Annotated in this window: 18 protein-coding genes; 11 read left to right on the plus strand and 7 right to left on the minus strand. The window is 66.4% G+C overall.

Annotated features, from left to right (window positions below; translation table 11 throughout):
• Window positions 1-23 precede the first annotated feature (23 nt).
• Complete coding sequence (locus tag ACQR1L_RS06235; protein WP_434857052.1) at window positions 24-449, minus strand: nuclear transport factor 2 family protein; 426 nt, start codon at window positions 447-449, stop codon at window positions 24-26.
• A 97-nt stretch (window positions 450-546) separates the two neighbouring features.
• On the opposite strand from ACQR1L_RS06235, the gene ACQR1L_RS06240 reads away from it, so the two are divergent.
• Window positions 547-1,479, plus strand: a complete 933-nt coding sequence (locus ACQR1L_RS06240) for a LysR family transcriptional regulator (protein WP_434857251.1) — start codon at window positions 547-549, stop codon at window positions 1,477-1,479.
• Between the two features lie 29 nt (window positions 1,480-1,508).
• Here the strand turns inward: ACQR1L_RS06240 and ACQR1L_RS06245 are convergent, their stop codons facing one another.
• The 4 genes from ACQR1L_RS06245 to ACQR1L_RS06260 all read right to left on the minus strand — a co-directional run bounded on the left by ACQR1L_RS06245 (window position 1,509) and on the right by ACQR1L_RS06260 (window position 5,557).
• The gene (locus ACQR1L_RS06245; protein WP_434857053.1) at window positions 1,509-2,126 is read right to left on the minus strand and encodes a glutathione S-transferase family protein; all 618 of its coding nucleotides are present in this window, start codon (window positions 2,124-2,126) and stop codon (window positions 1,509-1,511) included.
• A gap of 75 nt (window positions 2,127-2,201) precedes the next feature.
• On the minus strand, window positions 2,202-2,540 hold the full coding sequence (locus ACQR1L_RS06250) for a c-type cytochrome (RefSeq protein WP_434857054.1): 339 nt from the start codon (window positions 2,538-2,540) through the stop codon (window positions 2,202-2,204).
• A gap of 326 nt (window positions 2,541-2,866) precedes the next feature.
• A complete protein-coding gene (locus ACQR1L_RS06255) occupies window positions 2,867-4,405 on the minus strand; it encodes a pyrroloquinoline quinone-dependent dehydrogenase (protein ID WP_434857055.1) in 1,539 nt (512 codons plus the stop codon).
• A 156-nt stretch (window positions 4,406-4,561) separates the two neighbouring features.
• A complete protein-coding gene (locus ACQR1L_RS06260; RefSeq protein ID WP_434857056.1) occupies window positions 4,562-5,557 on the minus strand; it encodes an MBL fold metallo-hydrolase in 996 nt (331 codons plus the stop codon).
• Between the two features lie 1,158 nt (window positions 5,558-6,715).
• Between ACQR1L_RS06260 and ACQR1L_RS06265 the strand changes: the two genes are divergently transcribed.
• A complete protein-coding gene (locus ACQR1L_RS06265; RefSeq protein ID WP_434857057.1) occupies window positions 6,716-6,985 on the plus strand; it encodes a DUF2798 domain-containing protein in 270 nt (89 codons plus the stop codon).
• 447 nt (window positions 6,986-7,432) lie between these two features.
• Here ACQR1L_RS06265 and mutY read toward each other — a convergent pair whose 3' ends face one another.
• Window positions 7,433-8,536: an A/G-specific adenine glycosylase gene (mutY, locus tag ACQR1L_RS06270; RefSeq protein ID WP_434857058.1), complete on the minus strand. Its 1,104-nt coding sequence runs from the start codon at window positions 8,534-8,536 to the stop codon at window positions 7,433-7,435.
• Window positions 8,537-8,645: 109 nt separating this feature from the next.
• Here mutY and ACQR1L_RS06275 point away from each other — a divergent pair, with 109 nt between their 5' ends.
• From ACQR1L_RS06275 to ACQR1L_RS06315, 9 genes are all read left to right on the plus strand, one after another.
• The gene (locus ACQR1L_RS06275) at window positions 8,646-9,125 is read left to right on the plus strand and encodes a DUF721 domain-containing protein (protein WP_008963313.1); all 480 of its coding nucleotides are present in this window, start codon (window positions 8,646-8,648) and stop codon (window positions 9,123-9,125) included.
• Window positions 9,126-9,243: 118 nt separating this feature from the next.
• The gene (locus ACQR1L_RS06280; RefSeq protein WP_434857059.1) at window positions 9,244-9,915 is read left to right on the plus strand and encodes a DsbA family protein; all 672 of its coding nucleotides are present in this window, start codon (window positions 9,244-9,246) and stop codon (window positions 9,913-9,915) included.
• 243 nt (window positions 9,916-10,158) lie between these two features.
• Window positions 10,159-13,623, plus strand: a complete 3,465-nt coding sequence (gene smc, locus ACQR1L_RS06285) for a chromosome segregation protein SMC (protein WP_434857060.1) — start codon at window positions 10,159-10,161, stop codon at window positions 13,621-13,623.
• 62 nt (window positions 13,624-13,685) lie between these two features.
• The gene (locus ACQR1L_RS06290; RefSeq protein WP_434857061.1) at window positions 13,686-14,675 is read left to right on the plus strand and encodes a small ribosomal subunit Rsm22 family protein; all 990 of its coding nucleotides are present in this window, start codon (window positions 13,686-13,688) and stop codon (window positions 14,673-14,675) included.
• 144 nt (window positions 14,676-14,819) lie between these two features.
• A complete protein-coding gene (locus ACQR1L_RS06295) occupies window positions 14,820-15,260 on the plus strand; it encodes a COG4315 family predicted lipoprotein (RefSeq protein ID WP_434857062.1) in 441 nt (146 codons plus the stop codon).
• A 180-nt stretch (window positions 15,261-15,440) separates the two neighbouring features.
• Entirely contained in the window at window positions 15,441-15,998 is a 558-nt protein-coding gene (locus ACQR1L_RS06300) for a LemA family protein (RefSeq protein ID WP_009028732.1), read from the plus strand.
• A 33-nt stretch (window positions 15,999-16,031) separates the two neighbouring features.
• A complete protein-coding gene (locus ACQR1L_RS06305; protein ID WP_434857063.1) occupies window positions 16,032-17,222 on the plus strand; it encodes a M48 family metalloprotease in 1,191 nt (396 codons plus the stop codon).
• Window positions 17,223-17,486: 264 nt separating this feature from the next.
• A complete protein-coding gene (locus tag ACQR1L_RS06310; RefSeq protein ID WP_035646707.1) occupies window positions 17,487-18,248 on the plus strand; it encodes a hypothetical protein in 762 nt (253 codons plus the stop codon).
• Between the two features lie 56 nt (window positions 18,249-18,304).
• Window positions 18,305-18,973 carry a hypothetical protein gene (locus tag ACQR1L_RS06315; protein WP_434857064.1) on the plus strand — a complete coding sequence of 223 codons (669 nt, stop codon included), beginning with the start codon at window positions 18,305-18,307 and terminating at the stop codon, window positions 18,971-18,973.
• A gap of 10 nt (window positions 18,974-18,983) precedes the next feature.
• On the opposite strand, the gene ACQR1L_RS06320 is transcribed toward ACQR1L_RS06315, so the two are convergent.
• Window positions 18,984-19,523, minus strand: coding sequence for an adenine phosphoribosyltransferase (locus ACQR1L_RS06320; RefSeq protein ID WP_434857065.1), 540 nt, complete (start codon window positions 19,521-19,523; stop codon window positions 18,984-18,986).
• Between the last annotated feature and the right edge of the window lie 7 nt (window positions 19,524-19,530).

Genomic DNA, 19,530 nt, shown 5'->3' on the forward strand with positions numbered 1-19,530 from the left:
TGCGTCTCCCCCGGCTCTTGCCATCAGTTCGCCTGCCGCAGCGACGCTGGGTACGATCCCAGCACCGCCTCCGTCAGTGCGGAATCGCAATATTCGCGGATCTCGACGATGCGCCGCTCATGCAGGCGAAAGATCAGGCAGTAGTCGTTGTTGTAGGCCTGCCCGGCCTTGGTGCGCATCTCCCCCTTGCCTTCGACCACGACGAGATCATCCTCGGCGATGAAGCGGTGGGGAACGGTGCGGCGGCCCTCCGCCAGCAGGCTGGCGAGGTGGCCATGGAGATTGCGCAACAGCGCCTCCTTGCCCCTGATGGTCTGCGACCATGAATACTGCCCCGTGATCACCATGGTGACGTCGTCGGCGATCGCCGAAAGATAGGCCGCGCGGTCGCCGGCGGCGGCCTTCGCGAGCAGCTCCTGCATCCATTGCTTGTTGGCGCTGGCGGTCATGAGATCGTTCCTCCTGAATTTCCCGGATACGACGGGGAGGATGGAGCACGGCCGGGCATTCTTCCAATCGATATGAAATATGATATCCATTCGCCTGATGAATTTGGCCGCGCTCGATCTCAATTTGCTGGTGGCGCTGGACGCTTTGCTCCGCGAGAGCAGCGTCAGCCGCGCGGCGTTGCGGATCGGCCTGTCGCAGCCGGCGACCAGCCATGCGCTGCAACGGCTACGCGATCTGCTCGGCGATCCCCTGCTGGTGCGGACCGGCGCGCGCATGGAGCTGACGCCGCGGGCGCTCGCGCTGCAGGCGCCGCTCGCGCTGGCGCTGGACCAGGTGCGCGGCCTGTTCACGCCCGATGTCTTCGACGCCGGCCGCAGCGAGCGCCAGTTCCGGCTGATGATGCCCGATCTCGCGGTCGAGCTGCTGATGCCGTCGCTGATGGCCAAGGTGACGCGCGCGGCGCCCAACATCCGCATCGACGTCGTGCCGTGGCGAGGGCCCGCCATCTTCCACGCCGAGTTCGCGCGCACCATCGACCTGGTGATCTCGATCGGCAACGCATTCAAAGGCTTTCACCGCCAATTGCTCTACACCGACAGCGACGCGCTGGCGGTGCGGCGCGGCCATCCGGCCGGCGCGCGTCTTTCGAAGCGCGAGACGTTCCTGTCGGCGCGGCATGTCGCCGTCGTGCTGCGCGGCCAGAGCGAGGACCTGATCGACAACTGGCTGCGCAGCAAGGGCTGGGAGCGGCGGATCGCGCTGGTGCTGCCGAGCTATATCGAGGCGCTGCATGTCGCCGCGCGCACCGACCTCGTCGCCTTCGTGCCGCGCCGCCTGATCTCGGCGCTGGCGCGGCCCCTGGCGCTGGCGACCGTTGCGCCGCCGCTCGATCCCGGCGTCGACGAGCAGTACATGTTCTATCCGACCCGCGCCCAGGTCGAGCCGGGCTCGATCTGGCTGCGCACGCTGATGCTGCAGACCGGCCGCGAGCTCGGCGGCGGGCCTGTGCGAAAAACGGCGGCCTCATGAGCCGCCGCCGCACGACGCAGACGCGCTCGTCAGGCCAGTTCGGCGAACGCCTGCTTCACCGCCGGCCGTTCGGCCATGCGCTTGGAGTGGTCGGCGACCTTCGGGAAGGCGTTGATGTCGACGCTGTCGCCTTCCAGCCATTGTGCGATCGTGAACAGATAGGGATCGCAGATCGTGTACTGCTCGCCCATCACGAAGGGACCACGCAGCATCTTGCCTTCGATCAGCGAAAAGCAGGCGCTCATCGTCTCCGGCACCTTCCTCTTCATGTCGGCGAAAGACGACTCCTCGTTGGCCCAGCGATGGCCGCGCATCTTGTGCGCATGGGCGATGTGGACCGTCGAGCAGAGATAGGCGGTGAAGGACTGCACTTCCGCGAAGGCGAAGATGTCGTCGAGCGGCGCAAGCTGCGCCTCCGGGAAGCGCTGCGCGATATAAGCGAGCATGGCGGGCGTCTCGGTCAGGATGCCCTGCTCCGTCACCAGCGCCGGCACGCGGCCCTTCGGATTGATCGCGAGATAGTCCGGGCTGTTCTGCTGGTTGGTCTTGAAGCTGAGCTTCTCAACCGTGTAGGCGGCGCCGGCCTCGGCGAGCGCGATGTGTGAGGCAAGCGCGCAGGTGCCTGGCGCGACATAGAGCTTGAGCATGGTGACCCCCTCGAAAATGACGGCGGACCGTAGCGGCGCCGGCTCGAGCCGTCCACCCCTGCCCGTGCGCGCCTGTCATTCATGCTGGCTGGCGAGGAACTCGACCAGCGCCTCGCGATCGGCGGCATTCTTGACGCCGGGAAACGCCATCAGCGTGCCCGGCACCATCGTCTGCGGATCGGCCAGATAGACGTCGAGCGTCTCGCGCGTCCAGACCAGGCCGGAGCTCTTGTTAGCCGAGGAGTAACTGAATCCGGCCACCGTGCCGGCCCTGCGGCCGAGCACGCCGAACAGCGACGGCCCGAGCTTGTTGCGGCCGGGCTCCAGCGAATGGCACATCGCGCAGGATTTCTTGAACTGGGCTTCGCCGAGATCGGAGGCCGGACCGGCGAAGGCGAGGTCGCACGCGACCACGAGCGCGCTTCCGCTCAGGATCCAACACAAGGCTGGCGCACGCATTCGCGATCGACGCGCCACTTTAACTCTCACCTCCTTCGATTGCTGTGCGACTGTCCGAAGCGCCGATGGTCCAAGTTGTTTCGTCATTCCAGGGCATTCGCGCGCAAAATGGCGAAGCCATTTTGAAACAGCGCGAATGAGCCCGGAATCCATAGCCACGACATCAGCTGTGAGGCGAGATGCCCACCGCGCGCGTGCCCCACACGACATCCTGTGGGTATGGGTTCCGGGCTCGCGCTGCGCGCGCCCCGGAACGACGACAGAGGCGAGAGTGCGCTCACTCAATTCGGCAATCCCAGGATGATCAGCGTCGGGTTGCCGAGTTCGCCGAAGGTGACCCGCGAGACGTTGCCGGAGGTCAGCGCGACGTATTGCCTGCCGCCGGTCTGATAGGTGACGACGCCGCCGGCGATCATGCCCTGCGTCGCCAGTTGATACAGCGGCTTGCCGGTCTGGCTGTCGAGCGCGAAGAAATTGCCGCCGGTGTCGCCGCCGAAGACGAGACCGCCCGATGTCGCCGTGATGCCGCTGACCACCGGCTTGGCCGCCTTGTATTTCCATTTCACCTCGCCGCTGACCGCGTTCAGGCTGGTGACCCAGCCGGCGGCCTGGTCCGGCGGATCGAGCGTCGGCTCGCCGCCGAAGAAGAACTCGCCCGCGACATATTTCGCGTCGCCCTTCTTGAAGGTGCCGCACCAGTCGACCGCGCCAAAATAGATCGAGCCGTTGACCGGGTCATAGCTGCCGCCGTTCCATTCGACGCCGCCGAGCAGGCCCGGACAGACATGGACGCCGGCTTCCGTCGGCCGCGCCGTCACGTTGTCGATGGTCGTGACGGCCGTGCGATAGATCGGCTTGCGCGTGGCGCGGTCGATGGCCGTGACGAAGCCGTCCTTGCCGCCGAACACGACGATGTCCTGGATATCGGGCGAGCGGAACAAGGTCGGCGCGGCGCCGAGATCGTGGTCGATGCCGTCATTGGCCTTGACCTGATGATACCATTTCAACGCGCCGGTGCGGGCATCGAGCACCACGAGCGAGTCCGTATAGAGATTGTCGCCCGGCCGATATTCCGGGAACATGTCCGGCGCGGGATTGCCGACCGGCACGAACAATTCGCCGGTGGTGATGTCGAGCGACAAGGTCGACCACGAGCCGCCGCCACCGGTCAGCGCCGACTTCTTGTTCTGCCAGGTCTCCGCGCCCGGCTGGTCGCCGGTCGGAATGGTGTCGAAGCGCCAGACCTCGCGCCCGGTCAACACGTCGAATGCCATCACGCGGCCGCGCACGCCCCAGTCGGAACCTGCGGTGGCGGTGAAGACGAGGCCGTTCCAGCCGACCGGCGCGCCCGACAGGAACTCGCCGAGCAGGGACTCGCCGACCATGTTCTGCCAGATCAGCGCGCCGCTCTGCGCATCCAGCGCGAGCAGATGGCCGTCGGGCGTGCCGCGAATGACGCGGCCATTGATGACGGCGACGCCCCGATTGACCGGCCAGACATCCTCGCGCGCGGACTCATGTGCGTGCCGCCATTTCTCCTTGCAGGTCGCGGCATCCAGCGCGAAGGTCAGCCGCGCCGTCGTCAGATACATCACGCCGTCGATCACGACCGGGCCGGTCTGGAACGGGCAGCCCTCCTGCAACTGGACGCGGCAGATTTCTTTCAGCTCGGCCACGTTCTTGGTGTTGATTTGCTTGAGCCGCTGATAGCGCTGGCCCATGTAGTCGTTGTTGTAAGCCGGCCAATCGACGCCCGGCCCGGCATGGACCAGCGTAGCTTGCGTGAGCAGGCCTAATCCGGCAAGAGCACCGGCACACAACGGACCCCAGTTCCAAGACCTCCGCCCCACGCGCACTGGCACCTCCTGCTTTGCATCGTTGTTGCCGGCGACCGGCCGCACGCTTGCGCAAGCGCCCGCAAGGCGCGGGCGCACCCCGTCGCGTCAGTAGTGTCCAGAGACCGCCAGGAGCGCCGCTCAGAGCGGCGCCACATCCATTGTATGCACGGCCGTCGGGAAGTAACGGAAGCCGTCGCCGGCCTTGCCGATGTGCCCGATCCCCGGCCATGGGAAGTGATAGCCGAGCGTCCGGATGCGGTTGGTGGCGAGCATGTCGAGCACGCGGACGCGGGTCTTGGCCGCCTGCTTCGGATCGGTATCGTAAGCGAATTCGATCAGCGGCTTTTCGATCAAGAGCACCGGGTGATGCGAGATGTCGCCGATGTAGCAGAGCTGCTCCTTGCCGGACTGGATCAGGAAGATGGTGTGCCCGACCGTGTGCCCCGGCGTGAACATCGCCTGCACGCCCGGCAGGAACTCCTGGCCGTCCTTGACGAAGGTGATGCGGTCCTTGACCGGCACGAGATTTCGCACCGCCTGCTCGTAGAACGCCTTGTAATTCGGGCCGACCTTGGCCTCATCGGTCCAGTAGGTGAAGTCGGCCTCTGAGATGAACAGCTCGGCGTTCGGGAAGCTCGGCTTGCCGTCGGGGCCGATCACGCCGCCGCAATGATCGATATGGGCATGCGTCATCACGAGCGCATCGACATCCTTGGCGTCGATGCCGGCCTGCTTCAAGGTCAGCAGCATCTTGCCGGTGGTGTCGCCGAAAAGTTTCGAGACGCCCATACCGTTGTCGAAGATGATGATCTTGTCGCCGGTGTTGAGCACCAGGATGTTCTGCTCCAGCGTCGCCGCGCCGGTCGGCAGGAAGTTGTTGGTCAGCATCGAATCGAGTTCGCCGGGCGAGATGCCGAGGAACGCGGCATGGGGATCGCCGAGCGGCAGGATGCCGTCCGAGATGATCGTCGCCTCGGCCGTGCCGAGCTTGAAGCGGAAGAACGTCGGCACCTGCGTGTTCAGGAACGGCCCCTTGGCGAGAACGGGAGAGCTGGTCATTCCCGTCAATCCATAGAATCCTGCGGCCGCGCCGGCACCCAGCAGCGAACGACGTGAGACAACAGCATTCGTCATGCGTCCCTCCCCTCATATGATCTTGTTCTGGCGAAGCTCGTGTTGGTCCGAGCCATTGATCGATGACTCTTCCTTGTCCTTGCCCCGCAGCGCTTGTTCGCGCCGCACACAAAAGATGCAAAGCGAAGCAGTACAATCTCAGATTATCTACATCTGCTTTCGCTGGGCAATGAAAAAGATTCAGTGCCGTGGTCACGAAACAGATACGCAGCCATTTGCCTCGCGGGATCGCCCCGACGCCGCGGCTTCATTCTGCTAAAAATAATCTTCTTGCTATTTATCGGAAATCATGATTATCTCCCGTTCGTCCCGCCTCAACGAGAGGGGCGTAGCGCGCGATCGTCACGACACGCGAGGCCGGGATGCGGTGGCCGCGAGAGATCGCAGCGTCTTCGGCAACGAGGGCGCCGACGAACGATGTCTTGCGGACGTGAAGTCGCAGCGTCCTGACACCCCGAAGCTGGTGTCCCCCGCCCGATGCGCAAGCATCGTCGCGGCATGGTGGCCAACAAGCCGGCGCACCAGGGAGACTGCGTATAAGCGTGAGACCATCGCGCGGGGAATGCCGGGTGTTCTCGGCTGAACCTGTGGTGACTGCCGCCTGCTTTTTTGTCTGCAGGCGGGCCATGGGTGCGGCCAGCATCCGGCATTCCCTGCGCCCTCTGCCTGTTTGCGAGGGATGGACTGAGGCCAGCCTCGGGCATGATGTGCCGCGAGAACGCGCAGCCATGTCGCTCCTGATGATTGTCTGCCATGCCCGCTGTTTGAAACGTGAATCGATCTCTCCTTCGTCTGCAAGGATCGTAGGATAGGCAACGCGGCCGCTGGAGGCAGTGGCGTGCCCACCGTCTTGCGGCAGGGTCCCAATCGCGATGGGGGGCACGGCGCGGGAGACAGCCCGGCTGACTCACAGCAGCGTCACACGCCTTTGCCCACCCTGCTCCAGCCAGTCGGCGATTGAGCGCCGCCACAATCTCCAGCAGGGTCGCGCGGATTTTGGACTGGCGCTCGGCTTCTTGTCGCGCTATCAAGTTGCCGCTGCGCTGATGCGCACCGTAAGCGTCTCACGTCAGGCAACGCATTCAACGGATCGGTTCGATCCGGAGGAATGCAGGACGCGTTGCCCGTGATCGACCGACGAATTCTAGAACCGCAATCATGACATCATCTGATCGACCGCGTTCGCGCGGAAAACTGCCGGCGCGCTATGCGGCCGTCGTCATGCCTTTCACTCTTTCGGTGCTGATGACGTTCGTCGTCTCCGCGATCGCGACGCTGAAGAGCCTAGGGCCGACGCCGGCGTTCATCGCGACCTGGCCCGCGGCATGGGCCATCTCCTGGGTCGTCGCGTTCCCCACCCTGCTCGCGGTGCTGCCGCTGGTGCGGCGGATCGTGGCGCTCGTGGTGGAGGCGCCCAGGCCGAACTAAGCAAAGGCAGCGAGGCCGCTGACGTGCGGCCCGCTGTCGGCCTCACGCTCCGATGTAGTTTGACGGGACGACAAGGGTGGCTGCAGCTGCAGCGGCGCCTCATCCTCCGCCGTCGTCCCGGACAAGCCGCGGCGCGCAACAGCGCGTCGTGGCGCTGATCCGGGATCCATACGCCGCAGCCGTCGTGATGGGCAAAAGGCCAATGACCAGCGTGCCTCAAACCGCTCCCTGGGGGTATGGGTCCCGGCTCAAGGCCGGGACGACGGTGGAGGTTGTAGCGCCGTAGGGTGGGCAAAGCGGCCGCCGGAGGCGGCGGCGTGCCCACCATGTTGCGGCGGACTCGCTGATACAATGGTGGGCACGGCACGAGAGGCATCTCGGCCAGCTTAGAAGCTTTCGGGGCGCGCCTTTGCCCACCCGACTACAAACTACACGCGAAGCGCTGCCTCACTCCCCGAGCCCATGCGCGACGACCTTGCGCATCACGTTGGGCAGCGCCTCGCCGTCGAGCGTGGCAATCTTCACCCAGCGCATGCCGTCGGGGGCGCGCGTCCGGGCCGGCACGGTCGCGGTGTAGACCACGAGCTCCAACGGAAAGTGCGTGAAGACGTGGGTGACGACACCGAGCTTGCGATGCCAGCGCTTGACGCTCGCAAGCTGAGGCGCTTGCGCGAGGGCCTCATCGTCCTCCTGGCCGGCCAGCCACTCCGAGCACGGAACCTCGGTCATGCCGCCGAGCAGGCCCTTGGCGGGGCGCGAGCGCACCAGCAGCTCGTCGCCTCTGACAACGACGAAGGCTGCTCCGCGCCGGAGCGTCCCGGTCTTCTTCGCCGCCTTGCGCGGGAACGTCTCCTGGTCGCCGCGCTGGCGCGCCGCGCAGTCCTCGTTCAGCGGGCACAGCACGCAGGCCGGCTTCTTCGGCGTGCAGATGGTGGCGCCGAGGTCCATCAGCGCCTGGGCGCTGTCGCCGGCGCGGGACGGGCCGAGCAGGGTCGCGGCGAGCGCCTGGATCTGCGGCTTGGCCTGCGGCAGCGCCTCCTCGATTCTGAACAGCCGCGTCGTCACGCGCTCGATGTTGCCGTCCACCGGCATCGTCTGGCGGTCGAACGCGATCGCCGCGATCGCGGCCGCCGTGTACGGGCCGATGCCGGGCAGCTTGCGCAGGCCCTCTTCCGTGTTCGGGAACACGCCGCCATGCTCGCGCAGCACTGTCACGGCGCAGGCGTGCAGGTTGCGCGCCCGCGAGTAATAGCCGAGCCCGGCCCACATCCGCAGCACGTCCTCGAGATCGGCGCTGCCGAGCGCCGAGACATCCGGCCAGCGCGCCAGGAATTTCTCGAAATACGGCCCGACCGCCTTCACCGTGGTCTGCTGCAGCATGATCTCCGACAGCCAGACCCGGTACGGGTCGGAGCGCTGCCCGGCCGGCGCGCGCCACGGCAGCCGCCGACGGTGGCGGTCGTACCACGCGAGCAGCTGCGCCGGGCGTTCGGCGTGCCCGTGATTGTCTTGCTGGCTCTTGCGCTTGGCAGGAAGGGCTGATGACACCATTGGCTTAATCTAGTACGTCATGAGCCATCGTCGCCTGCGGAACAGCTGGCTCGTCCACGGCTTTCTTCGCGCCGGGATTGACGACAAGCACCACGAGACCCCGTTCATCATGGCAAAGCCCGGCCGCCTCACCGCAAAGCCTCTCGCGCTAATGATGGGCGACGTGCTGACCGCCGCCTATGCCAAACAGGGTTTTGCCGCGCGTGAACTGGTGACCCGCTGGCCGGAGATTGCCGGCCGCGAGATCGCCGAGCATGCCCAGCCGTTGAAGATGCAATGGCCGCGGCCGGTGGAGGGCCAGCCGCAGGAGCCGGCGACCCTCATCCTGCGCGTCGAGGGGCCGATGGCGCTGGAGATCCAGCATTCGTCTGATGTCATCCTGGAGCGGGTGAACCGCTTCTTCGGCTGGCATGCGGTCGGCAAGCTGGCGCTGCGCCAGGGACCGCTGACCCGGCCGCCGGTGAAGCGCCGCCCGGCGCCGCCCGATCCGAAGAAGGTGGCCAAGGTGGCCTCGACCCTGACCGCGATCGAGGACGACGCGTTGCGCGACGCGCTGGCCCGGCTGGGCGCCGCCATCAAGCGAAATTGACGCTTTCGCGTCGATCCCGCTTTGAGGCCCGGCATTGCCTCAGACTGGGTTTCAAGCTAGCGAAAAGCCACGTTATGAGCGTTTCAGGCGCCTCAGGCGCCCATTTTGGAGCAGAGCCTTGATCATCACCCGCCGCGCCTTCACCGCCGCCCTGTCGTTGACCGGCCTCGCCGCGCTGGCCGGCTTCTCGCCGCTGCGGTTGATCTCGGAGGCCTTGATCCCGGAGGCCTTCGCGCAGACCGCGGCCGACGTCGCCAAGCCGCAGTCGCTGCCGGACATGGGCCTCGGCCCTGCGGACGCCGCCGTGACCATCGTCGAATACGCCTCGATGACCTGCCCGCATTGCGCGGCGTTCAACGCGACCGTGTTCCCGAAGCTGAAGGCCGAATACATCGATACCGGCAAGATCCGCTACATCTTCCGCGAGTTCCCGCTCGACATCAAAGCCGCCGCCGGCTCGATGCTGACGCGCTGCATCGCCAAGGACGACGCGCAGAAGTATTTTGCGGTCACCGACATGCTGTTCCGTTCGCAGAACGACTGGGTGGTCAAGAACACCACGGAGACCCTGACCCGGATCGGCAAGCAGGCCGGGCTCAGCCAGCAGCAGGTCGAAGCCTGCCTCAAGGACCAGGCGCTGCTCGACAAGATCGCCGCCGACCAGAAATACGCCAGCGACATTCTTAAAGTTGATTCGACGCCGACCTTCTTCATCAACGGCGAGAAGATCAAAGGCGAATCCTCGATCGAGGAGTTTCAGAAGCGCATCAACCCGCTTCTGAAGAGCTGATCCGAATCACTGAGTCAAACGAGACACAGTGCGGCCCCTTCGTGGGGCCGCTTCTGTTTGGTGGGCTGATTCGGTCGAGAAAGCCTTGGAAAAGCGGGGCGAGCGGGTTGCCCTCACGGACCGGCGTCGCCATTGTCCCGCCCTCAGAATGGGGCGCAACGGCGACTCAAGTCACTTTGACTCTGCCATTCATGGTATTGTCGGGGCTGTGAGATTCGTTTCCCGCCAACAGAGAATCTGTGCATGAAACTCACGCGTCTTCGTCTTCACGGTTTCAAGACGTTCGTCGAACCGACTGACTTCGTGATCGAACCCGGCCTCACCGGCGTCGTCGGTCCGAACGGCTGCGGCAAGTCGAATCTGGTCGAGGCGCTGCGCTGGGCGATGGGTGAGACCTCGCACAAATCGCTGCGCGCCGCCGACATGGACGCGGTGATCTTCTCCGGCTCGAACACGCGTCCGTCGCGCAACCACGCCGAAGTGGTGATGACGATCGACAACAGCGATCGCACCGCGCCGGCCGCCGTGAACGACCGCGACATTCTCGAAATCTCGCGCCGCATCGAGCGCGAGGCCGGCTCGGTCTATCGCATCAACGGCCGCGACGTGCGCGCCCGCGACGTGCAGATCCTGTTCGCCGACGCCGCCACCGGCGCGCGTTCGCCGGCCCTCGTCCACCAGGGCAAGATCGGCGAGATCATCCAAGCCAAGCCCGAGCAGCGCCGCCGCGTGCTGGAAGACGCCGCCGGCGTCGCCGGCCTGCATGCCCGCCGCCACGAGGCGGAGCTGCGGCTGAAGGCGGCCGAAACGAATCTGCTGCGCGTCGAGGACGTCATCGGCCAGCTCTCCGGCCAGATGGAAGGCCTGCGCAAGCAGGCGCGCCAGGCGATCCGCTACCGCGAGGTCGCCGCCAAGGTGCGCAAGGCGGAAGCCACGCTTTATCATCTGCGCTGGATGGGCGCGCATGCCGATCTCAACGACGCCGCGCATACGCACGACGTCGCCGTGCGCGAGATGGCCGAGCGGACGCGCGAGCAGGCCGAATCGGCCCGCATCCAGGCGATCCGCTCGTCGCATCTGCCGGCGCTGCGCGAGGCCGAGGCCCGTGCGGCCGCGACGATGCAGCGGCTGAAGAATGCCCGCGACCTGCTCGACCGCGAGGAGGTGCGCGCCAAGGAGCGCGCCGGCGAGCTCGACCGCCGCCTGATGCAGCTCACCGCCGACGTCGCGCGCGAGCAGCAGCAGAACCAGGATGCCCAGGTTGCCCTGCAGCGTCTCGAGACCGAAGACGCGGAGCTGAAGGAAGAGATCAAGGCGCGCGTCGAGATGCGCAGCGGCGTCGACGAGCGCGTCGCCGAGGCCGAGGCGCTGCTGACCGAGACCGAGCGCCAGTTCACCGAGCTGACGACGCAGCTCGCCGATCTCACCGCGCGTCGCAACCAGCTCGAGGCCAACGTCCGCAGCCATCGCGACCGCCTCGCCCGCCTCGACCAGGACATCGCCAATGTCCGCGCCGACGAGGAGCGTCTGGCGCAGGAGACCGCCCATCTCGGCGATCTCGATACGCTCGCGGCCGCGCTCGAAGCGGCTGAAGAGGCCGAAGCGCAAGCTGAAGCCGCCGTGCAGACCAACGAGGCCGCGCAGGCCGCCGCGCGCCAGAAGCTCGAAGCCTCGCGGGCGCCGCTGGCGGAAGCCGAGAAGCGCGCGCAGCGGCTGGAAACTGAGGCGCGCACCATCTCCAAGATGGTGAACAGCGAGACCAAGAATCTGTGGCCGCCGATCATCGACGGCGTCACGGTCGCCAAGGGCTATGAGAAGGCGCTCGGCGCCGTGCTCGGAGACGATCTCGACGCGCCCGTCGATGCGTCAGCGCCGATGCATTGGACCGTCGCCGGCGCCGAGGTCACCGATCCCGCGCTGCCGGACGGCGTCGAGCCGTTGGCCGCGTATGTGCAGGCACCGCCGGAGCTGTCGCGCCGTCTGGCGCAAATCGGCGTGGTGTCGCGCGATCGTGGCGCACAACTGGTGTCGCAGCTGCGCACTGGTCAGCGGCTGGTGTCGCCGGAAGGCGACGTCTGGCGCTGGGATGGCTTCATCGCCGCCGCGCATGCGCCGACCGGCGCCGCCCGCCGTCTCGCCGAGCGCGCCCGCCTGATCGACATCGAGGCCGAGCTGGAGCAGGCGCGCATCGATGCTGCCAGCAAGCGCCAGGCGCTGGAAAGCGCCGAGGCCGAGGTGAAGGCCGCGACCGCAGCCGAGAGCGCCGCGCGCGAAGCTTGGCGCGCCGCCCAGCGCGAGGTCAATTCGGCGCGCGAGCGCCACGCCAATGCCGAGCGCGAGATCAACCGCCATTCGGCGCGCAAGTCCGCGCTGGTCGAGGCCTCCACGCGTCTGGCCCATGACCGCGCCGAGATCGCCGAGCTGCATGAGAATGCGCTGGAGGCGATCGAGGGGCTGCCGGCGACCACCGAGGCCGACGGCCGGCTCGCCGCCGTGCGCGCCGAGATCGAGACCAAGCGCCGTGCCGCGGCGCAGGTGCGTGCGGAAGCTCAGGCACTGGCCCGCGAGGCCGAGTTGGCCGACCGCCGCGTGCAGGCGATCATCAACGAGCGCAACGACTGGTTCAACCGCATCCGCGGCGCCGGCTCGCAGATCGCCACCATCGAGGCGCGCATCGCCGAGGTCCGGGACGAGCGCGCCGAGCTCGACAACGCGCCGGAGATCTTTGCCGAGAAGCGCAGCGCGCTGATCGACGAACTCGCGATCGCCGAGGAGGAGCGCCAGGTCGCCGCCGACGCGCTGGCCGAGGCCGAGACCGCGATGGGCGACACCGACCGCGCCGCCAAGGCGTCGCTGGAAGCGCTGTCGAAGTCGCGCGAGGCCGCCGCCCGCGCCGAGGAGCGGCTGGAGAGCGCCAAGCGCCGCGTCGCCGACGTCGAGCGCGAGATCCACGACATGCTCGAATGCGAGCCGAATGCGGTTGCCGCGATGGCCGAGATCGGCCCGGACACGCAGCTGCCGCCGCTGCACGAGATCGAGGACAGCCTGGAGAAGCTGCGTAGGGATCGCGAGCGTCTCGGCGCGGTCAACCTGCGCGCCGAGGAAGAGCTCACCGAAGTCGAGGGCTCGCACACCGCGCTGACAACCGAGCGCGACGACCTGGTCGAGGCCATCAAGCGGCTGCGCCAGGGCATCCAGAGCCTCAACAAGGAGGCGCGCGAGCGCCTGCAGTCCTCGTTCGAGACCGTCAACGACCACTTCAAGCGGCTGTTCACCGAGCTGTTCGGCGGCGGCGAGGCCGCATTGCACCTGATCGAGAGCGACGATCCGCTCGAGGCCGGCCTCGAGATCATCGCCAAGCCGCCGGGCAAGAAGCCGCAGACGTTGTCGCTGCTGTCGGGCGGCGAGCAGGCACTGACGGCGATGGCGCTGATCTTCGCTGTGTTCTTGACCAACCCCTCGCCGATCTGCGTGCTGGACGAGGTCGACGCGCCGCTCGACGACCACAACGTCGAACGCTTCTGCAATCTGCTGCATGAGATGAAGGGCTCGACCGAGACCCGCTTCATCATCATCACCCACAACCCGATCACCATGGCGCGCATGAACCGGCTGTTCGGCGTCACCATGGCCGAGCGCGGCGTGTCGCAGCTGGTCTCGGTCGCGCTCGACGAGGCCGTGAAGATCCTCGACCAGCAGGTGGCGTGACGCTGCTTCGTCCCTCCGGACCGCCGCTCGCGCGGCGCCCGGGATGACGCATGGAGAGGACGATGATCTCTCCCGATCTGCCCGCCGCGCTGAAGGCGAGCCTGGAAGCCAGGCTGCATGGTCTGTCGCGGCAGGATGCAGCAGCCCGCGCTGCGCGTATCTCCGACACCTACCGCAGCGGCGGCAATTCCGGAGCGATCACCACCGACGCCGACGCGATCGCCTATGCCACCGTGCGGATGCCGGCGACGTATGCCGCGGTGGCTGCGAGCCTGAATGCCTTGATGCAGGCGAGCCCGGAGTTCGCTCCATCTTCTCTGCTCGATGTCGGCGCGGGGCCGGGCACAGCCAGCTTCGCGGCCGCCGAAGCGTTCTCCTCGCTGACATCGGTCAACGCCATTGATGCGAATCCTGCCTTGCGCACCCTGGCGCTCTCGTTGGCCGAGGATGGGCTGCGCAGCCGCGATATGACCTACGCGCTGGGCGCTGCACGCGGCCTGCTCGATCGTGCCGAGAGCGCTGATCTCGTGATCGCGAGCTACATGATCAATGAGCTGAGCGACGTGGAGCGTACGGCGGTCATCGACCTGCTGTGGGAAAAGACGAACCAAACGTTGCTCATCGTCGAGCCCGGTACGCCCGCCGGTTATCAGCGCATCATCGCGGCCCGTGACCAGTTGATCGCAACAGGCGCTCATGTGGCGGCCCCCTGCCCGCATGCGGCGGCGTGTCCGCTGATCGCGCCGGACTGGTGCCACTTCGTCCAGCGGCTGGCGCGGTCGCGGGCGCATCGCGAGCTGAAGGGCGCGGATGTGCCGTTCGAGGACGAGAAGTTCAGCTTCATCGCCCTGACACGCCAGCCCGCCACGCACCGCCCGGCCGCGCGCGTCCTGGCACCGCCGATGGTGACGAAGATCGCGACGACGGCCAAGCTGTGCCTGGCCGATGGGACCGCAGCCTCGATCAGCATTCCCCGCCGCGACAAGCCGGCTTTCGCCGCCGCCCGGCGCTGGGACTGGGGCGACGGCGTGGAGCCGCCGCCGCGTCCATAGAGACCCACGCGGCCCGGCATAGTTAACGGCAGGTCGAACTTGCCTCTCATTTTGTCGACTTCGCGAAACCCGAGAGAAATTCGCGTTTGCTACGGTGAGCTGCAACGGGCGCTGAAGGCGCTGCTCACAAGGGAACGCGTGTCGATGTTGAGGACGATAACGATCGCTGCAATTCTGGTGGCTTCGGCGGGGACCGCCTTTGCCGGCGGACATGGCGGAGGCCACGGCTCCGAACCGCCGCCCCCGCCCAAGCAAGAAGCCGGCCCGGCGCCGGCCAAGGCCGTCCTCGGCAAGAACGGCCCGATCCTGACCGACCTCAAGGGCATGACGCTGTACTATACCGAGCGCGACAACACCGGAAACAAGTCGACCTGCGACGGCGAGTGCGCCCAGAAGCGTCCGCCGCTGCCCGCGCCCGACAATGCGGTCGCGACCGGCGATTTCACGGTCATCACCCGCAGCGACGGCAAGAAGATGTGGGCCTACCGCTACCGCCCGCTCTACACCTCGCAAGCCGACACGGCGCCGGGCGACATCAAGGGCAACGATCCCGACCAGAAATGGCGAGTCGCTCGCCCCTATTAAGCCGAAACCGCTGACATCGGGCCGGACGCCTGGACGACAGCCGAACAAGGCACTTGGGCCGGCGCGGCTTGAACGGGCAGCCGCCCTGCCGCGACCAATGCACGCCGGTCCACCCTGGGACCGGCGGCGCCGCCATGTGCCGGCCGCCTCGTCCTCCTGCCCTCTCCCTCGGAGCCCGTCATGTCCGGCTGGATCGTCCTCGGCATCCTCGTCATTCTCGTGCTGTTCGCCTTCGGCGCCTACAACCGGCTGGTGGCCCTCAGCCAGCGCGTCGGCCAGGCCTTTGCCGACATCGACGTCCAGCTCAAGCTGCGCCACGATTTGATCCCGAACTTGGTCGAGACCGTGAAAGGCTACGCCGCGCATGAGCGCGGCACCCTGGACGAGGTGATCAAGGCGCGGAACGCCGCCATTTCGGCTCAGGGCCCGGCCCAGGTCTCCGCCGCCGAGGGCCAGCTGTCCGGCGCGCTCGGCCGGCTGATCGCGCTGTCCGAGGCCTATCCGGACCTCAAGGCCAACGCCAATTTCCAGCAGCTCGCCGGCGAGCTGTCCGACATCGAGAACAAGATCGCCGCCAGCCGCCGCTTCTTCAACAATGCCGTTCAGGAATACAATACCGGCATCCAGCAGCTCCCCGCGGCGCTGTTCGCAGGGACCTTCGGCTTCACCCGCAAGGAATTCTTCGATCTCGGCACCAGCCGCGCCGAGGTCGAGGCCGCGCCGAGCGTCAAGTTCTGAGCCGGCGCCCTCTCCGCTGAAGGGCCCGACATCATGGCCGCCTACGGTCTCTACACCCACATCGCATCGAACAAGACCCGTTCGATGCTGCTGCTCGGCGGCCTGTTCCTGCTGATCTACGTCCTGGTGTTCGCGGGCGCGCTGATCGCGGAGGTCATGATCAACGGCAATGGCAGCGTCGCCTATTACATGAACGCCGCCACACGCGACCTGATCAAGGCGCTGCCCTGGGCCACGATCGGGGCGGCCGCCTGGATCGTGATCGCCTATTTCTTCCACCAGAAGATGATCGATGCGGTGACCGGCGGGAGCTCCGTGACCCGCCAGGAGCAGCCGCGGCTGTACAATCTGCTGGAAAACCTCTGCATCTCGCGCGGCATCACGATGCCGCAGCTGAAGATCATGGACAGCCCGGCGCTGAACGCCTTCGCCACCGGCCTCAACCCGCGGCAATATTCGGTCACGGTCACCACCGGCCTGCTCGCGGCACTCGACGACCAGGAGATCGAGGCGGTGCTGGGTCACGAGCTGACCCATATCCGCAACGGCGACGTCCAGCTGATGGTGGTGGCCGTCATCATCGCCGGCGTGGTCGGCTTCTTCGGCGAATTGTTCTTCCGGTTGTTCACCAATATGAGCTGGGGCGGCGGCTGGGGCCGTTCCTCGTCGTCCTCGTCGTCGTCCGATTCCGACCGCAAGGGCTCCGGCGGCGGCGCCATCGTTGTGGTGCTCATCGCAGTGGTCTTGATCGTGGTGGCCTGGCTGATGTCGCAGGTCGTCAAGCTGGCGCTGTCGCGGACCCGCGAATATCTGGCCGATGCCGGCGCGGTCGAGCTGACCAAGAACCCGGACGCCATGATCAGCGCACTGCGCAAGATCGAAGGCCGCGGCGAGCTGCCTGGCGCAACCTCGGCCGTGATGGAATTGTGTGTCGACAATCCACGCGAGGGCTTCGCCGATCTGTTCGCCACCCACCCCTCGGTCGATGCCCGCGTCCAGGCGCTGATCAAGTTCGCCGGCGGCCACGATCCCGGCCCGCTGGCGCTGCCGTCCGAAACCGCTGAGAACGGAGATGGAACGGCAGATGAGAATGCTCCGCCTCCACTGCCTGCCGCGGACGGGCCCTGGGGTCATGCCGAAGCTCCAAATGCCTCGCCCGCAGCGGCCGATGCGCCGCAGGGCCCGTGGACCACCCCCGCCTCCGGACCCTGGGGCAGGCACTGATCCCTGGGACGAGCCTCGGGTTCGTACGCTGATCGCGCACTGCGTGCAGCGGTCCTGCCACTCCCTCTCAAGTGCATCGAAGCCGCCCGGGCGGATTCGGCGGAAATGCTCCGGATTGCCTCGCCCTGTTGCAGCAAAGGCGCAAATTTCCCCCGTCCCGTGCTGCAATGAATTTGAATTCTTCAGCGTTTCTGCCATGTTCGCGCCCAAAGCAGAATGCAATGCGCCGGCCCACTGGCCGGCCTCAGGGCTGAAGGACTTTCCATGGCGAAACCGGCAGTGGTTGTGGTGGGCGCGGACAAGGGCGGGGTCGGCAAGACCACGGTGTCCCGGACGTTGCTCGATTATTTCAGCGCCAACAACGTCCCCACCCGGGCGTTCGACACCGAGCATCCGCGCGGCACGCTGAAGCGCTTCCATCCGGAGATCACCGAGATCGTCGACATGAACTCGACGCCGGACCAGATGAAGATCTTCGACACCCTGAGCGCCGTGGCCCCGTCGGTGACCGTGATCGACGTCCGCGCCGGCTTGATGTCCCCGACCCTGGCAGCCTTGCGCGACATCGGCTTCCTCGACGCCGCCCGTTCCGGCCAGATCACCTTCGCGGTGTTCCACATCCTGGGCTCCTCGATCGCTTCGCTGGACGAGATCGCCGAGACGGCGAGCTACATGATCGGGGCGAAGTATTTCCTGGTGAAGAACTTCATCAACAACACCAGCTTCTTCGAGTGGGACCAGTCGACCTACAATTCCTACTTCCACCGCATCAAGGATGCGACCGAGCTGACCATCCCGAAGCTGAACGAAATGGCGTTCGAGCAGGTCGAGGTCGCCTCGGTGCCGTTCCTCAAATTCGTCGCCAACAAGGGCCCGCGCGACGAGGCCGCCAACTACTCCTTCGTGCTGCGTGGCTATGTCCGGCATTGGCTCGCCAATGTCTGGAGCGAGTACGACCGGATCAAGCTGACCGACATCGTCGGGTCGAGCAAGCCGGCGGCGCCGCGGCCTGCCGGGGAAAAATAGCAGCTCCGTGAATGATGGGGCTTTATCGCAAGCGCGTTTGACCTGATATAGGTCGGATGCCCGCGACGCCCGTCTACATCGTCTGCTCGCCCCGGCCGCAGTCCGGGAAGACGCTGCTTGCGCGGGTCCTGAGCGAGTTCCTGCTGCTCAAGAACGGCCAGGTGCTCGCCTTCGACGTCACCCTGCGCGAGCCGTCGCTGCTCGACTATCTGCCGCAGATCACGGAAACCGCGACCATCGAGGACACCTACGGCAAGATCCAATTGATGGATCGGGTGATCCTCAACGACGGCATCGCCAAGGTGATCGACCTCGGCTTCTACTCGTTCGACGAGTTCTTCAAAATGTCCGAGGAGATCGGCTTTTTGAAGGAGGCCGCACGGCGGAACGTGGTCCCCATCGTCCTTTATTGTGCGGAAGGCGACCGGGTGTCGATGCGCGCCTATGAAAGCCTGCGGCGACAGATCCCCCGGCCCCAGCTGATCGTGGTCGAGAACGACCACGTGCTGCGCGAGGAGCTGCCCGACCTCTACAGCCGCGGCAAGCACCTGCGCATCGCCGCCCTGCCGGCCTTCCTCAGGACCTATATCGAGCGTTTCTCGTTCTCCTTCACCGGCTATCTGCGCCAGGAGAAGGACGGCTCCACCGAGCTCTATCAATGGATCCGCCGCAACTATTACGCGTTCCGGGAGATCGAGAACGAGCTCCTGATGCAGCGGTCCTGATGCCGCCTCCTCAATGGCCCTCGAACGCGATCAGCGAGCGCACGGGCACGTCGAGCGCACGCAGCTTGGCGGCGCCGCCGAGATCCGGCAGATCGATGATGAAGCAGGCCGCCACCACGGTGGCGCCGATCTGGCGCAGCAGCTTCACCGCGCCCTCCGCCGTGCCGCCCGTGGCGATGAGATCGTCGACCAGGATCACGCGCTCGCCGGGCTGCACCGCGTCGACATGCATCTCCATCTCGTCGGTGCCGTATTCCAGCGCATAGGACATGCTGACGGTCTTGTGCGGCAGCTTGCCCTTCTTGCGGATCGGCACGAAGCCCGCCGAGAGCTGGTGCGCGACCGCGCCGCCGAGGATGAAGCCGCGCGCCTCGATGCCGGCGACCTTGTCCATCTTCGAGCCGGCCCACGGATGCACCAGCTCGTCGACCGCGCGGCGGAACGCGCGCGCGTCCGCCAGCAGGGTCGTGATGTCCCGGAACAGGATGCCGGGCTTGGGATAGTCCGGAATGGTGCGGACCGTGTTCTTGATGTCCAGATCGAACGTCATCGTGCTC

It is taken from the genome of Bradyrhizobium sp. HKCCYLR20261 (genome assembly GCF_051168435.1).
Classification (GTDB): domain Bacteria; phylum Pseudomonadota; class Alphaproteobacteria; order Rhizobiales; family Xanthobacteraceae; genus Bradyrhizobium.

Coding starts and splice junctions, on each gene's coding strand:
- ACQR1L_RS06235 (WP_434857052.1), bottom strand. CDS start 449: ATGACCGCCAGCGCCAACAAGCAATGGATGCAGGAGCTGCTCGCGAAG.
- ACQR1L_RS06240 (WP_434857251.1), top strand. CDS start 547: ATGAATTTGGCCGCGCTCGATCTCAATTTGCTGGTGGCGCTGGACGCT.
- ACQR1L_RS06245 (WP_434857053.1), bottom strand. CDS start 2,126: ATGCTCAAGCTCTATGTCGCGCCAGGCACCTGCGCGCTTGCCTCACAC.
- ACQR1L_RS06260 (WP_434857056.1), bottom strand. CDS start 5,557: ATGACGAATGCTGTTGTCTCACGTCGTTCGCTGCTGGGTGCCGGCGCG.
- ACQR1L_RS06265 (WP_434857057.1), top strand. CDS start 6,716: ATGACATCATCTGATCGACCGCGTTCGCGCGGAAAACTGCCGGCGCGC.
- mutY (WP_434857058.1), bottom strand. CDS start 8,536: ATGGTGTCATCAGCCCTTCCTGCCAAGCGCAAGAGCCAGCAAGACAAT.
- ACQR1L_RS06275 (WP_008963313.1), top strand. CDS start 8,646: ATGGCAAAGCCCGGCCGCCTCACCGCAAAGCCTCTCGCGCTAATGATG.
- smc (WP_434857060.1), top strand. CDS start 10,159: ATGAAACTCACGCGTCTTCGTCTTCACGGTTTCAAGACGTTCGTCGAA.
- ACQR1L_RS06290 (WP_434857061.1), top strand. CDS start 13,686: ATGATCTCTCCCGATCTGCCCGCCGCGCTGAAGGCGAGCCTGGAAGCC.
- ACQR1L_RS06295 (WP_434857062.1), top strand. CDS start 14,820: ATGTTGAGGACGATAACGATCGCTGCAATTCTGGTGGCTTCGGCGGGG.
- ACQR1L_RS06300 (WP_009028732.1), top strand. CDS start 15,441: ATGTCCGGCTGGATCGTCCTCGGCATCCTCGTCATTCTCGTGCTGTTC.
- ACQR1L_RS06305 (WP_434857063.1), top strand. CDS start 16,032: ATGGCCGCCTACGGTCTCTACACCCACATCGCATCGAACAAGACCCGT.
- ACQR1L_RS06310 (WP_035646707.1), top strand. CDS start 17,487: ATGGCGAAACCGGCAGTGGTTGTGGTGGGCGCGGACAAGGGCGGGGTC.
- ACQR1L_RS06315 (WP_434857064.1), top strand. CDS start 18,305: ATGCCCGCGACGCCCGTCTACATCGTCTGCTCGCCCCGGCCGCAGTCC.
- ACQR1L_RS06320 (WP_434857065.1), bottom strand. CDS start 19,523: ATGACGTTCGATCTGGACATCAAGAACACGGTCCGCACCATTCCGGAC.